This is a genomic window from Caballeronia fortuita (assembly GCF_001544835.2).
Classification (GTDB): Bacteria; Pseudomonadota; Gammaproteobacteria; order Burkholderiales; family Burkholderiaceae; genus Caballeronia; species Caballeronia fortuita.
Genome location: NZ_FCNX02000027.1, coordinates 1 through 13,398, shown reverse-complemented (window position 1 = coordinate 13,398; position 13,398 = coordinate 1). Strand labels below are relative to the sequence as shown.

The 13,398-nt window shown below is 64.3% G+C and carries 14 protein-coding genes and 1 tRNA gene; 5 read left to right on the top strand and 10 right to left on the bottom strand.

The features are described 5' to 3' along the window. Positions 1–69: 69 nt before the first annotated feature. The 6 genes from nusA to AWB77_RS32635 all read right to left on the bottom strand — a co-directional run bounded on the left by nusA (position 70) and on the right by AWB77_RS32635 (position 7,849). Positions 70–1,545 (bottom strand): transcription termination factor NusA, encoded by a 1,476-nt coding sequence (nusA, locus tag AWB77_RS32660; protein ID WP_061138587.1) that lies wholly within the window; start codon positions 1,543–1,545, stop codon positions 70–72. After that, complete coding sequence (gene rimP / locus AWB77_RS32655; RefSeq protein ID WP_061138586.1) at positions 1,542–2,000, bottom strand: ribosome maturation factor RimP; 459 nt, start codon at positions 1,998–2,000, stop codon at positions 1,542–1,544. The genes nusA and rimP overlap by 4 nt, the downstream gene beginning before the upstream one ends. 371 nt (positions 2,001–2,371) lie before the next feature. Further along, positions 2,372–4,282: a 23S rRNA pseudouridine(2605) synthase RluB gene (gene rluB, locus AWB77_RS32650; protein WP_061138585.1), complete on the bottom strand. Its 1,911-nt coding sequence runs from the start codon at positions 4,280–4,282 to the stop codon at positions 2,372–2,374. Positions 4,283–4,413: 131 nt separating this feature from the next. Continuing rightward, on the bottom strand, positions 4,414–5,340 hold the full coding sequence (scpB, locus tag AWB77_RS32645) for an SMC-Scp complex subunit ScpB (RefSeq protein ID WP_061138584.1): 927 nt from the start codon (positions 5,338–5,340) through the stop codon (positions 4,414–4,416). A gap of 309 nt (positions 5,341–5,649) precedes the next feature. Beyond that, a complete protein-coding gene (locus AWB77_RS32640) occupies positions 5,650–6,873 on the bottom strand; it encodes a pyridoxal phosphate-dependent aminotransferase (protein WP_061138583.1) in 1,224 nt (407 codons plus the stop codon). 73 nt (positions 6,874–6,946) lie between these two features. Then, on the bottom strand, positions 6,947–7,849 hold the full coding sequence (locus tag AWB77_RS32635) for a LysR family transcriptional regulator (protein WP_061138613.1): 903 nt from the start codon (positions 7,847–7,849) through the stop codon (positions 6,947–6,949). 425 nt (positions 7,850–8,274) lie between these two features. Here AWB77_RS32635 and AWB77_RS32630 point away from each other — a divergent pair, with 425 nt between their 5' ends. Together AWB77_RS32630 and AWB77_RS32625 are read left to right on the top strand one after the other, a co-directional pair. After that, entirely contained in the window at positions 8,275–8,676 is a 402-nt protein-coding gene (locus AWB77_RS32630; protein ID WP_061138582.1) for a transposase, read from the top strand. A gap of 243 nt (positions 8,677–8,919) precedes the next feature. Continuing rightward, on the top strand, positions 8,920–9,174 hold the full coding sequence (locus AWB77_RS32625; RefSeq protein WP_061138581.1) for a hypothetical protein: 255 nt from the start codon (positions 8,920–8,922) through the stop codon (positions 9,172–9,174). A gap of 215 nt (positions 9,175–9,389) precedes the next feature. On the opposite strand, the gene AWB77_RS32620 is transcribed toward AWB77_RS32625, so the two are convergent. Further along, complete coding sequence (locus tag AWB77_RS32620) at positions 9,390–9,701, bottom strand: hypothetical protein (RefSeq protein ID WP_061138580.1); 312 nt, start codon at positions 9,699–9,701, stop codon at positions 9,390–9,392. A gap of 273 nt (positions 9,702–9,974) precedes the next feature. On the opposite strand from AWB77_RS32620, the gene AWB77_RS32615 reads away from it, so the two are divergent. Further along, complete coding sequence (locus AWB77_RS32615) at positions 9,975–10,691, top strand: YdcF family protein (RefSeq protein WP_063936597.1); 717 nt, start codon at positions 9,975–9,977, stop codon at positions 10,689–10,691. A 256-nt stretch (positions 10,692–10,947) separates the two neighbouring features. Beyond that, positions 10,948–11,190, top strand: a complete 243-nt coding sequence (locus AWB77_RS32610; RefSeq protein ID WP_061138578.1) for a hypothetical protein — start codon at positions 10,948–10,950, stop codon at positions 11,188–11,190. 80 nt (positions 11,191–11,270) lie between these two features. Here AWB77_RS32610 and AWB77_RS32605 read toward each other — a convergent pair whose 3' ends face one another. After that, entirely contained in the window at positions 11,271–11,687 is a 417-nt protein-coding gene (locus AWB77_RS32605; protein ID WP_061138577.1) for a gamma-glutamylcyclotransferase family protein, read from the bottom strand. A 150-nt stretch (positions 11,688–11,837) separates the two neighbouring features. On the opposite strand from AWB77_RS32605, the gene AWB77_RS32600 reads away from it, so the two are divergent. Then, complete coding sequence (locus tag AWB77_RS32600; RefSeq protein ID WP_061138612.1) at positions 11,838–12,671, top strand: AraC family transcriptional regulator; 834 nt, start codon at positions 11,838–11,840, stop codon at positions 12,669–12,671. A gap of 9 nt (positions 12,672–12,680) precedes the next feature. Here the strand turns inward: AWB77_RS32600 and AWB77_RS32595 are convergent, their stop codons facing one another. Continuing rightward, a complete protein-coding gene (locus AWB77_RS32595) occupies positions 12,681–13,145 on the bottom strand; it encodes a GNAT family N-acetyltransferase (protein WP_061138576.1) in 465 nt (154 codons plus the stop codon). Between the two features lie 176 nt (positions 13,146–13,321). Next, positions 13,322–13,398, bottom strand: a tRNA-Asp gene (locus AWB77_RS32590).

The following is a 13,398-nucleotide window of genomic DNA, read 5'->3' as shown; positions in this document are numbered from 1 at the left end:
ATCCTTGCGGTTAGATCGGGGTCACGCGGCCAGACAGGCCGCCAAATATCAGTGCGCCATGGTCATTTCTCACTGGAACCAGTGTTCACGTGCTTTCATGATCAACGCCTTAGCGGCATCCTCTTCCATACCGGTCATTTCGACCAGTTCATCTACTGCCAGCTCCGCGAGGTCGTCGCGGGTCTGAATCTGATGCTCTGCAAGCTTCGCGAGCAGTTCGCTGTCCATGCCCTCGAGACTCTTCAGATCGAGCGCGACGCCTTCGACTTTCTCTTCGTTGGCGATCGCCATCGTGAGCAGCGCGTCGCGCGAGCGATTGCGCAACTCGTGCACCGTGTCTTCGTCGAAGGCTTCGATTTCGAGCATTTCGTTGAGCGGCACGTAGGCGATTTCTTCGAGGCTCGTGAAGCCTTCGTCGATCAGGATGTCGGCGACTTCCTCGTCCACATCCAGACGCGCCATGAACAGCTCGCGCAACTTGCCACGCTCTTCGTTCTGCTTCAACGCCGATTCGTCCGGCGTCATGATATTGATTTGCCAGCCGGTGAGCTCGCTCGCGAGCCTCACGTTCTGGCCGGCGCGGCCGATGGCGACGGCGAGTTCGTTCTCGTCAACGACGACGTCCATCGCGTGCTTTTCTTCATCGACGACGATCGACTGGACGGCTGCCGGCGCGAGCGCGCCGATCACGAACTGGGCGGGATCTTCCGACCATAGCACGATGTCCACGTTCTCGCCACCGAGCTCATTCCTCACTGCCTGCACGCGCGAACCGCGGATGCCCACGCACGTACCGATCGGATCGATGCGCTTGTCGTACGCGATCACACCGATTTTCGCACGCACGCCGGGATCGCGCGCAGCCGCCTTGATTTCCAGCAGGCCTTGCTCGATTTCCGGCACTTCGAGTTCGAACAGCTTCATCAGGAACTCGGGCGCGGTGCGCGAGAGTTCGATCTGCGGGCCGCGCGCGGTGCGATCGACCTTGGCGATGTACGCACGCACGCGGTCGCCCACACGCAGGTTTTCCTTCGGAATGAGCTGGTCGCGGCGCAAGAGCGCTTCGACGCGTCCCGATTCGACGATGAAATTGCCCTTGTCCAGGCGCTTCACCGAGCCGGTCATGATCTTTTCGCCGCGCTCGAGGAAGTCGTTCAGGATCTGCTCGCGCTCGGCGTCGCGCACCTTCTGCAGGATGACCTGCTTGGCGGCCTGCGCGCCGATACGGCCGAATTCGATCGACGGAATCGGCTCCTCGATAAACTCGTCTACCTGTGCGTCGGGCTTTTGCTCCTTCGCTTCGAACAGCAGGATTTCCTGATCCGGCTCTTGCAGGCCGGCCTCGTCCGGCACGACGCGCCAGCGGCGGAAGGTCTCGTGCTCGCCGCTTTCACGGTCGATGGCGACGCGGATATCTACATCTTCCTCGAAGAGCTTCTTCGTTGCCGAAGCAAGCGCAGCTTCCAGCGCTGCGTACACGACGTCCTTGTTGACGTTCTTTTCGCGTGCCAGCGCATCCGCCAGCATCAATACTTCGCGACTCATTGTTTGCGGCTCCTAAAGTCAACCTTGGGGACGAGACGTGCCTTATCGAGGTCCGCGAGCGTGAAATCGAGCATCGCGGCGCCGTCCTTCCCTTCAAATTCCAATCCGATCGTTTCGCCGTCGGGGGCGTGCAGAATGCCACGGAACGACTTGCGCCCGTCCAGCGGCTTCCTCAATGTAATGGCGACCTCGCTCCCCGCGAAGCGCTCGAAATCCGCCAGTTTCTTGAGCGGGCGGTCGAGCCCCGGCGACGATACTTCGAGCCGGTCGTAATCGATATTCTCGACTTCGAACAAATATTGGAGCTGGCGCGTGACCTTCTCGCAGTCTTCGATGGCAATACCGGTCGGCTGGTCGATATAGACACGCAACATGCCGCCTCCCGAACGCTCGAGATCGACAAGCTCGTAGCCCAGGCCCGAGACCGTGGTTTCTATCAATTCCGTCAGTTGCACAGTAACTCCAAGGTGTTCGCGCGCTCCACGCCGAAACACCTGCGGGCGAGCGCCTTCATGCGGGCGCGCACCCCTGCTCCCGAGATGCCGAACCGAAAAGCCAAAAAAAAATGGGCGCAACGCCCACATTTTTCAACCGAGGTCGAACTCAGGGCAGCAAAAAAACTACGTGCCCAGCGACTTCATGATTTTAGCCATTTTTCAGGATAAACGCAAACGTAAAGCGCCCTTTCGGCCCTGTTGAGGCCGGTTTGACGCTCGTTTGTCTTTCCGATGCGTAGTTTCGCGCGCGCGCATTCGTTGCCGGAAGCGGGATCATGCTGCTTACCCGCGTCCGGCCGACCTCTTTGCACTTCTTTACGATCTCACGCTCAACGGCCGCGCGAGCGATTGCGCGTTCCGCGGCCCGCGCCGCCCGGCTTGGCTTGCCCCGCACCCTGCTGGCCGCCGCCCTGGCGATTGCCACGCGGGGCATTGCCGCCCGCTGCGCGCTTGCCCGGACCACCCGCGCCCTGCGGCCCGCCTTGCGGACGCGCGCCGCGCGGACCCGGACGCGCACCGCCCGCGCGATTACCGTTCGGTTCGTTGCCGATACGGTTGCCGTTCGGCTCGCGGCCGCCGCGACGGCCCGCGCCTGCATTGCCCGCGTTGCCGGCATTGCCGCCGAATCCGCCCATTCCACCCGCTCCACCCATTCCGCCGCCGAGCCCGAAGCTGCCGGGCAATCCGCCCGGCTGACCGCGCCGGCCAGCGCCGCCGCGGCCGGGCGTCTGCTGCGTCATGCGCGAGTGCGAGCTCAGCACCGGCTCGCGCGTGATGAAGCCCATCGACGTCTGCATCGGATCGGGTTGCACGCGCGGCGCGGCGCTGCGTCCGCCTTTCTCGGCCGTCGGCAGCTTCAGACCCACCGACGCCATCAGGCTGCGCACCTGATTGTCTTCGAGCTCTTCCCAGCGGCCGCGCTTCAGGCCGCGCGGCAGCGCGATCGGACCGTGACGCGTGCGGATGAGACGGCTCACCATCAGACCCGCCGCCTCGAACATCCGACGCACTTCGCGATTGCGCCCCTCGGCGAGCGCGACGTGATACCAGTGATTCGTTCCTTCGCCGCCGCCGTCCTGAATGCGCAGGAAGTTGGCGGGACCGTCGTCGAGTTCGACGCCCTTCAGCAGCTTCTGCTTCATGGCCTCGGACAATTGCCCGACCACGCGCACCGCATACTCACGCTCGACGCTGTAGCGCGGATGCATGAAGCGGTTGGCCAGATCGCCCGAAGTCGTGAGCAGCAGCAGGCCTTCCGTGTTGAAGTCGAGCCGGCCGACCGCGAGCCACTTCGCCGTTTTCATCGACGGCAGTTTGTCGAAAACGGACGGACGGCCTTCCGGGTCCGCGTGACTGACGATCTCGCCCGTCGGCTTGTGATACAGCAGGATGCGCGGCGGCTTGCTCGCGAGCTTGCGCCTGACCGGCTTGCCGTTGATGCGCACCTGGTCCGTCGGCATGATGCGCTGGCCGATGTGCGCCGGCTCGCCGTTCACCGACACGCGCCCGGCGATGATCAGTTCTTCCATGTCGCGGCGCGAGCCCATGCCCGCATCGGCGAGCACCTTGTGCAGCTTCGGCGCGTCGTCGTCCGGTTCCAGCACACGCTTTTGCTGCGGGGCATTGCGGCCACGACGCAGCATCGGCGCGCGCACGCCGGCCGAACCGTTGTCGGCGTCGAAGGCGGGCGAGGTCACGTAAGCGAAGACGTCGTCGACGGCGGCTGCAGCCGCGCTTTCGACCGTTGCGGGACCGGCATCGTTGCGCTTGCCGCGCTTTTGCTGCGGCGGATTCTTGCGCCGGCCGCCTTCACGCGGTGCGGGCGCGGCGGCCTGTGCGGCCGGCTCGTCCGCTGCCTCGGCACGTGCTTCGCCGGCTTCGGCGCGCGCGTTCCGGCGACCGCGCGGGTTCGCCCCCTCGCTCTTGCGCGGCTTCGCTGCGGGATCCTTGCGCGGCGTGCGGACCTGCGCGGCGACGACGCCATCGGGCGGCGTGTCGGCCGCGGCGTCAGGCGCGTCCGGTGCGGCGTCGGTGCCTTTCGTCTTCGCGACAGCGCGACGCCGCGCGATCAGGCTGCGCGGCCCGCGACGCAGTCCGCGGCGCGGACGGTCATCGCCCTCGCCGCCTTCATCGGCGCGGTCGGTGCGCGTGCTTTCGCCGGCATCGGCCGACTCAGGTGCGTCCGCGGCATGCACGGGGCGCGCGGATTCAGGCGAATCGCTGTCGTGGGAGTGTGTCAAAACAACCTCAAATGTCGAATCGCGCGCCCGTCGCGGGCGCGTCAAAAAATCCGCTGATCGGTCCGGCTGGTCGTCTCGAAATAATCTTTTATGGAGAGCCGGTTGCCGGATCAGGGGCTATGCAATTTGCGTCAGGCGCGGCGCGCCTTCGGTTCTTCGGAGTCGTCGTCCAGTTCGGCTTCGTTCGATGGACTCGCGTCTGGTTCCTCGTCACGCGGCGCCCGCTCGGACGCTTCGTGCGTCGTGCTCAAAGGCTGTGCGTGAATCCCGGCCGGCGACAACGCGCGCTCGTCGAGCGTATCCGCATGTTCCGTTCCGAGTGTTTCCTGCTGTTCTTCTGACTGTTCTTGCTCAGCCGCAACGTCGGCGGCGGCCTCGTGCAATTGCGGTGCTTCATCGGCGTTGACCGGCGCGGGCGCGTCGTGTTCCCCGCCGTTCGATGCCGCCGCGTCCTGCGCCCCGATATCCGCTGCCGGCGCATCGCCCGCGACGCTATCGGGAAATTCGATCGAATGCTGCGCGAGCAGCGATGCCTCCAGTTGCGCCGACGGATTGTCCAGCGCGGGCAGTTCGTCAAGCGCGGTCAGCCCGAGATCGTCGAGAAACTGCTTGGTCGTTGCATACAGCGCCGGGCGGCCCGGCACGTCGCGATGGCCGATCACCTCGATCCAGCCACGGTCTTCCAGTTGCTTCACGACCTGCGTATTCACAGTGACGCCGCGGATTTCTTCGATATCGCCGCGCGTAACCGGCTGCCGATAAGCAATGATTGCCAGCGTTTCCAGTACGGCCCGCGAATACTTCGGCGGTTTTTCGGGGTGCAGTCTGTCGAGATAGGCCCGCATTGCGGGTTTGCTCTGAAAACGCCAGCCCGAGGCAAGCGTCACGAGTTCGACACCGCGTCCCGACCAGTCGGCCTTGAGCGCTTCGAGCAACGTGCGAACGGTATCCGCCGATATGTCGTCGGCGAACAGCTTGCGCAATTCATTCAGCCTCAGCGGTTCCTGCGCGCAAATCAAGGCAGTCTCGAGGACGATCTTCGCCTCTTGGGTATTCATGCAGCTTGGGTCAACCCTGTATGGTCAATGATTCAATTCAAATCGGGCTTGCGCAGGTCCGAACGCGACCAAAATGGTGCGAACGATAAAGCTGGACGCGGAGTTTCAAGACGCGCTCGCCCGATTGTAATCGGTCATATTGATTGGGAGCACGCACCGGGGAGAGGCGTTACAGGGCGACCGGTGAGCGGTCGCCGGGCCCTCCCAGCCGGACGAGGTGGCGCTTTCCTAGGCGAAAGCGCGTGACTGAGCGCCATATTACGCAAAAACAACCGGGGCGTAAAGGTGATCGATCGACACCCGCCGACCTCACTCGACGCCGCGCGCCGCCAGAAAACGCCGCAAGCGTTCGACCCCCGCGTCGAGCCGTGCGGGATCGCACGCGTAGCACCAGCGCACGAAGCCCTCGCCCTCCGGCCCGAACGCGCTGCCCGGTGCGAGCCCGAGCCCGGCATCGCGCACGAGCGATTTGCACAGTACGAGACTGTCGCGCGCGCCCGGCAGCGAGAAGAAAAGATACATCGCGCCGTCCGGTGCGCGCACGTCGACGCCGTCGATCGTCTGCAGCGCCTTCACCAGATGATCGCGGCTCGCGCGCAGATCGGCGACGAGCGCCTGCGTGAAGCGCTCGCCTTCTTCGACGGCCACGATGCCCGCCTGCTGCACGAACGACGGCGCGCACGAGGTGTTGTATTCGACGAGCTTGCCGAGATCGTCCATCAGTTGCGCAGGCGCGACGAGCCAGCCGAGCCGCCAGCCGGTCATCAGCCACGCCTTCGAGAAAGAATTCACCGAGATCACGCGTTCGTCGCGTGCGGCGAGATCGAGAAAGGACGGCGCCGTGCGGCCGGGCGCGTCGTCGCTGTAATAGAGGCGCTCGTAGACTTCGTCCGCCACGATCCAGATGCCGTGACGGCGGCAATGCTCAAGCACGGCGCGCTGCTGATCGCGCGTCATCGTCCAGCCGGTCGGGTTGTTCGGCGAGTTGATCATCAGCATGCGCGTGCCGGGCGTGAGCGCCGCAAGCAGGCGATCGAGATCGAGCGTCCAGCCGCGCGGGCCGTAGGTTAGCGAAACCGTGTCGACGCTCGCGCCGAGGATCTTCGGTATTTCGACGAGATTCGGCCATAGCGGCGTCACCGCGACGACCCGGTCGCCCGCGCCGACGACGAGCTGCGCCGCAAGCATCAGCGCGTTCACGCCCGCGCTCGTCACCGCGACGTGCGCGGGCGCGGTCGCTCCGTGCAACGCGCTCACGTAGCGGCTGAGCGCTTCGCGCAGCGGCGCGATGCCGAGGTTGTGCGTGTAGAACGTGGCGCCATCGGTGAGCGCGCGGCTCGCGGCGTCGCGGATGAACTCCGGCGTCACGCGGTCCGACTCGCCGAACCAGAACGGCAGTACATCGGCGATGCCGAAACCCGCGTTCGCCACCTCGCGAATCTGCGACGGCCTCAGTGCCCGCACGGCATCGCGCGCATTCGGCGCACCGGTTCCGTGCGCGCCGCCGATCACCGCTCCTTCCGCTTCACTCATCGCTCGCCCCGTCGTCTCGTCTTAAAAAAGCAAGTCTAACGCGCGCGTGCTTTTTTCGACGCGCGCGGCGGGCTTATCCGAGGTCTTCCGCACGCCGCGGCAGCGATGCGATCAGCGACCAGACCGACTCCGCCGCCGGCGACAACGACCGGTCGCGCCGCCGAACCAGCTCGACGGTACGCTCGGCGCGCGGCTCGAGCGGCAGCGCCACCAGCGACGAATCCGCCGGCAGCGGCAGCGCGAGCCACGGCAACACGCTCACACCGACGCCCGCCTCCACGAGCCCGAACACCGTCGCCGAATGGCCGAGCTCCTGCACGACCTGCGCCTCGACGCCGTGCTCCTGCATCACAGCATCGATGATCGGCCGGCTGCCGGACGCGTAGTCGAGCATCACGAGCCGCTCGCCGTCGAGCGCTTTCCACGGCACCGCCGCCTCGTGCGCGAGCGCATGATCGCGCCGCGCGACGAGACAGAACGAATCGGTCATCACCGGTTCGCCGTGAAGTTCATCGGACGAAAATGGGCCGATCACCACGCCGAAATCGACTTCGCCCGATTTCACCTTGCGCAGGACGTCGGACTGGACGTCGTCGCGCAGGCTCAGGGTAATCAGCGGGAACTGCCGTAGACACGACGCGATGACACGCGGCATCAAGCGGCACGCGACCGTTGGGCTGGCCGCGACGATCACGCGTCCACGACGCTGCTCCCCGAGGTCGCGCACTTCGCGCAACGCTTCGTCGAGATCGGCCAGAAGGCGCGACACCGTGCCGACGAGATTCACGCCGACATCGGTCAATTGGACTTCGCGCGTCGTCCGGTCGATCAGCTTGAGGCCGATTTCCCCTTCCAGCTCGCGCACGCAGCGGCTCACCGCGGATTGCGTGAGGCCGATCTCATCGCCCGCGCGGCTAAAACTGCGCAGTCTCGATACTTCGATAAAGACGCGCAGTTGCCGCAACGTCACGTTCAAGGGCGCGTTCATTCAGCCAGCTCATCAATAATCGTAATTCATGCGCAAATTATAGCGATCAATGGTGTGATCTCATCCATGAACGCGCGTTTCGCTGCGGTGCAGCATATAACCCACACGCACGCTGGATGGGCCTATTGCACTTGATTGGTGATTGTCCCGATTTCTTAATCAGTCTGTTTCGGGTCTTATACGGGCCATGCTGGCATCGCGTCAGCCTACTGCCATGCGGGTTTCCCGGATTTCGCGACATGCATGGCACGGTTCTCGCATTTCATTGCGCACAGAGGTTGGAGCCATTCGCGGTTACATCGAACATCGTCCGCCGCAATCGCTCTGGCCTTCCCAGGTATTCGTTCATCGGATTCCGACCAGAGTGCGCGGCGCGGGGCAGCGCACCGGGGTTAGCTTCGCTGAGGTGAGATATGGTGCTGTTCGACGATTTGAGAGATAACGAGTGGGCGCTGGTTGAGGCGTTGTTCTGTTCCGAGCCGGCGCGTAGCGAACGGCGCGGACGTCCGCGCGTCGAAGCGCGGGCCGTGGTCAACGCGGTCTTGTGGGTGCTGTCGACGGGCGAAGGCTGGTCGAAGCTGCCCGGACGCTATCCGTCCCCGCCGACTTGCCGCCGCCGCTTCGACGAGTGGCAGGCCGACGGCACGCTGGCCGAGATCGTGAAGCGCCTCTCCGGCAATGGCCGCGAAGTGTCGCTGCGTGGGCGCATCGGTTCGAGCGCCGCGAAGCCGCCCGCGCCGCCGAGCCGTGATCGCCTGCGCGGCGCGTTCTGGACGAATCCGGAATCGTGGCGCGCGCCTGCCAAGATGGCCTGATCGGCTCGGCTTCGCACGAAGCCGGCGCGCCGGCTTCATTCACGCGTTTCACCTTGCGCGCAGCGCCGCAGCCTGCGCCAACTCGCCTCCCCTTCCGAATGCGTTGCTCGCGGCGTAGCACAGTCGCGCGCGACGCATCGTGGGCGAAACAACTCTTTACGATTCCTTACAGCGTCGCGGCGTGCCGCGGCATAGCTTGGTGAATGATCGAACAGGCCTTACGAAGGCTTCGAGGATTTCACCATGAAGGCATCGACTCTGCTCGTTAGCGGCGGCCTTGTCGCGCTGACGGGCATCGCCACGATGAGCCAGGCACAGCCGCCGCCGGCGTCCGATTTCCACGTCAGTACGAAGGCTACCATGGCCGCGCCGCAGAACGCCGGTCAGAACCACGATGCGACGCCACCGGCGCCGCGTGGAGACTTGCGCGGCGATATCGCGAGTAACGTGCGCGCCCGTCCCGATGCGGAACGCGATCCGCGCGCGCGGCATCGTTGATCACATCGCGACGATGCGCGCGGCGCGGAACCAGTGCGCCTCGCGCCAGTCACACCCGATGCCATGAGCACAGCATGGCGACAGTGAAATCCGGTCTGCCCGTGTCGCGTGCGGCACGGGCACTTTTTTGTCCCAACGATGCCTCTTTCATCCGACGACAGCGCCCCCTCGACCCGTGCGTCGACTGTCGACCGCTGCCGGCTCATGCGGCGATGCTAGACTCGCGCCTCCAGGACAGCTTCCTGACCACCGAACGTATAAGGCTCCGAGCGGCGCAAATCCCAGTCGGTGCCGCGCTCGTCGCGCGAAAGCCGCGTGAATTCGTGCTTGCCGCGCTCGGTGACGACCGCGATGTCGACCGGTGCGTGAAAGCCGGGCGCGGGCGCCACGGTGCGCTGCCGCGCGAGTTCGAGCAAGCCGAGCGCGCGCAAGAGATCGAAAACGTTGGGGCGTTTCGCCCAGGGAACCTGACGATACTGCGCTCGGCGAAGTGCTTCGAGTACAACTTCGTTGGAATACGTGGTCATCTCGTTCTTTCTTCCTGTGCAGCCATGACGACGCTCGTGACGGTCGCAAGACGGTCCGCGACGTCGACTAAACGCGGCGCGCCGAATTCCGTTTGCGATGTACGACTCGCAGCCGAATGTTTGGCCACCGCTTGCGTTAGGTGCTGCTTTCTATTACAAGCCCCCGTTGAGAGCGCGCTAATCACGCGCTTTACTGCGACATCCGCCGATGCGTTCCGATGCCCGCGATGGCAGAACGAATTGTCCTGAAACCAATACGTTACCCCAATCAAATTGGTTCTATTCACTTTATTGCTGCTTTTTTTTGCATTATTTGCGCTGTGGCGACGCCGGCGCGCCCAGATCGCAGTCGTCGCGGCGGCGCTCGCGTGGGCGGTCGGCGCGGGATGGTTCGCGACGCCTTTGCTCGATCTCGCCCAGCACGGCTATCGTCACACGGACGTGCCTTCGTTCGCGCCGCAAACGTCGATCGTGTTAATGGGTGGCGGCACTTATCGTAGCGAGTCGGGACTCGTTCCGCGCGCCAATGCGATGCGGCGCATCGACGCCGTCGGCATGCTTTATCGCGAATGCCGCGAGACGGGCGCCTCGTGCAAGGTAATTCTGAGCGGCGGCGATCCCGAGCACCACGGCCAGGCGGAAGCCGACAACTACGCGCCCTACGTGCTCGCACAAGGCGTCGCTTCGGACGATCTCGTGCGCGAGAACCAAAGCCTCAACACTTACCAGAACGCGCGCAACGTGGCCGGGATTCTCGGGCCCGCACATGACAGCCGTTTGATCGTGGTCACATCCGCGTATCACATGCGGCGCTCGATGCGCGCCTTCGAGGCGTTCGGCTATGCGCCCGTGCCGTTCGTGTCGGACGTGCGGCCCAATCACCCCACGTTCTTTCCGCGCATCCGCGGCTTCGCGAACAGCGAACTCGCGATGCATGAACTCGTGGGGCTTGCACGCTTCGACGTGTATCGCTGGCTGCATCTCTACTGATCGCGATGCGCGCAATGCTAAGCACTCTGGAATATTTCGACGATTGCGCGAGATCAGCATCGGCCGGTATCGAACGGGCACGCGACACACGGCTGCCCGATTCCCGGCTTATGATTAGATTGTCTGATCGTCGGACGCGCGAGGTTCGCGGCTGACATCCCGCCATGCGGCGGGAGCGTTTTTTGCTCAGGCTCAACCGTCTTTCCACCGGATCGGACAGACGATTCCCGGGTTCAACTACTACTAGGAGGTAACAATGAAGAAAGTGTCCCTGGCTGTTCTGTTGTCCCTCAGCGCGGTCGCAACGGGCGCCTTTGCCCAGAGCGATCAAGGCGTGACCATGAGCACCGATCCCGCCAAAATCTCCGATGTCGAATCCCGCGCCCAAGCTCTGCAATCGCGTCAGGAGACGCAGCAGATGACAGAGCAGGCGCCGGCTCACAAGTCGATGCATCACAAGAAGTCGCACAGCAAGCCGGCGGCAGGTTCGAGCCAGTAAGCCGGTTTTACCAAGCACGGGGCCATTCGCGCCGCCTGAGAACGGGCGGCGCGAACGAGACTCCTGTCGTTTCCTCGCGCTCAGGCGCGCGCCACGCGATGCGCAATCCAGTCGCCGCCTTCGATGCGCGGCAGTCCGTCCACGGCGGCAGCCGCGACAGGATAGATCAGGCAATCGATCCGATCCCTTCGTCCCTCGATCCCCACTTCCACATGCAGACGATGCGCGCGGAATAGACCTTCCACACCCGGATATACGTCTTCGATCTCATCGAGCACGGGCACGAGCGCGTCTTCGATCCGATAAACGTCGCCACGAATCGGTGCGCCGTGCTCGTCGATGACGAGGCCCGGATAAGTGCCGAAGTCGAAGAGTTGGCCGTGCACGTGCGCGACGCCGATCCATTCGGGCATCGCGATGCCACGCCGCGCAGCCGCCCGGTTGATATCGTTGACCTCGCCCGCGCGCAGCGTGCCGTAGACAAAAACGTATTGCATCGGAAGAAGCGCCCTGTCGTCGAAAGATGGATGAGCGGCCATTATGCGCCGCGCAAAATCCGCGGCGCGCCGGCGCGTGCGCTTTCGGCTACCATCGGCGCGTGGCGGCTCATGAGACGGCTGCCCAAACCCAGTTCAACCCGAGCGCACATGACCACGTTTGTCGAATCGAGGACGTCGAGTGAGGAAGTCGAGCATCTCGATATCCCGATTGAGCATTCGCCGACGCTCGATCATCCGATTCGCGTGCGATCGCGGCCGGTTCCGTATGGCGTGCGTATCGCGCTGCATACGCATCCTTGGGCGCAGGTCGCCTACACGTCGCGCGGCGTGTTGCGCGTCGCAACCGCCGATTCGACCTGGATGGTGCCGCCCTCGCGCGCAATCTGGGTGCCGCCCAACGTGACGCACGAAGTCGTGATCGTCGAGGATGCGTATCTGCGGACGTTGTATGTCGATGCGAGCGTCGTGCCGGCGGGTCTCGGCGCGTGCCGCGTCGTCGAGGTATCGCCGCTTCTGCGCGAAGTCATCGCGGCGCTCGACGAGGAAGCGATCTCGCGACAGCGCGAGCGGCTGCTCGGCACTCTCGCGCTCGACGAAATCATCCGTTCGCAGCCGCTGCCGCTCTCCGTGCCGATGCCGAACGAGAAGCGCCTGCGCGCGTTGTGCAACGCCGTGCTCGCCGATCCATCGCATTCGGATCTGGAGCGTTGGTCTTCGGAAGCAGGCGCGAGTTCGCGCACCATCGCGCGGCTTTTCCGTCGGGAACTCGGCGTGAGCTTTTCGCAGTGGCGGCAGCAAGCGGTGCTCGCGCGCGCGATTCCGCTGCTGAGCCAGGGCCGGCCGCTTGCGCAGGTCGCGCGCGAACTGGGATATCAGAGTCAGAGCGCCTTTTCCGCGATGTTCCGGCGCGCGTTCGGCGAAAGTCCCCGCGCGTTCTTTGCGCGCGATACCCGCGATGAACGCGACATCGACGGCAGTTAGAAACTGCCCTCAGACGTGCCGCACCATGTGGCGAATCGCGCCAAGCTGCGCGAGACGCGGACCCGCCGGCCGATAGCCGAGCCGGATATAGAGCCGCGCCGCCGGATTATCGACGAACACGCGCAACTGACACTCGGCCAGCCCGCGCGCCCTCGCCCAGCGATGCGCCGTATTGAGCAGGAACGTTCCCGCGCCACGCCCGCGATAACCTTGCGCAATCTGCACGTCGCGAATATGCAGCGAATTGTCTTCTTCGGTGACGCGCATGACGCCGATCGGCACGCCGTCCGCCTGCAGGATGAAATTCTCGGACTCGCGCCAGCTGGATAGAAACAGGTCGCCGCGCCACACGAGATTATGACGACGGTAATAGCCGACCATGTTGTCGTGGGTCAGCGCTTCGGCGAAGGCAAAGTCCGCCATGGACGCCTGGCGCAATTGATAGAGCGAGAGATCTTCGGTCGGGTCGAGCATCGCACGGGCACGAGAACAAGTGCCTAAACACTAAGACAGTGCGCGCGGGCTGGCAATGGCCATTATCACCGTCGAGGGCGACCGGATGTGTACGAAAGGGAATCGGACGCGGCGAACGCAAGAAAAAGCGGACGAAAAAAATCCAGCGCGAGGGCTGGATTTTTCAAACAACGATTTGGCGGAGCGGACGGGACTCGAACCCGCGACCCCCGGCGTGACAGGCCGGTATTCTAACCAACTGAACTACCGCTCC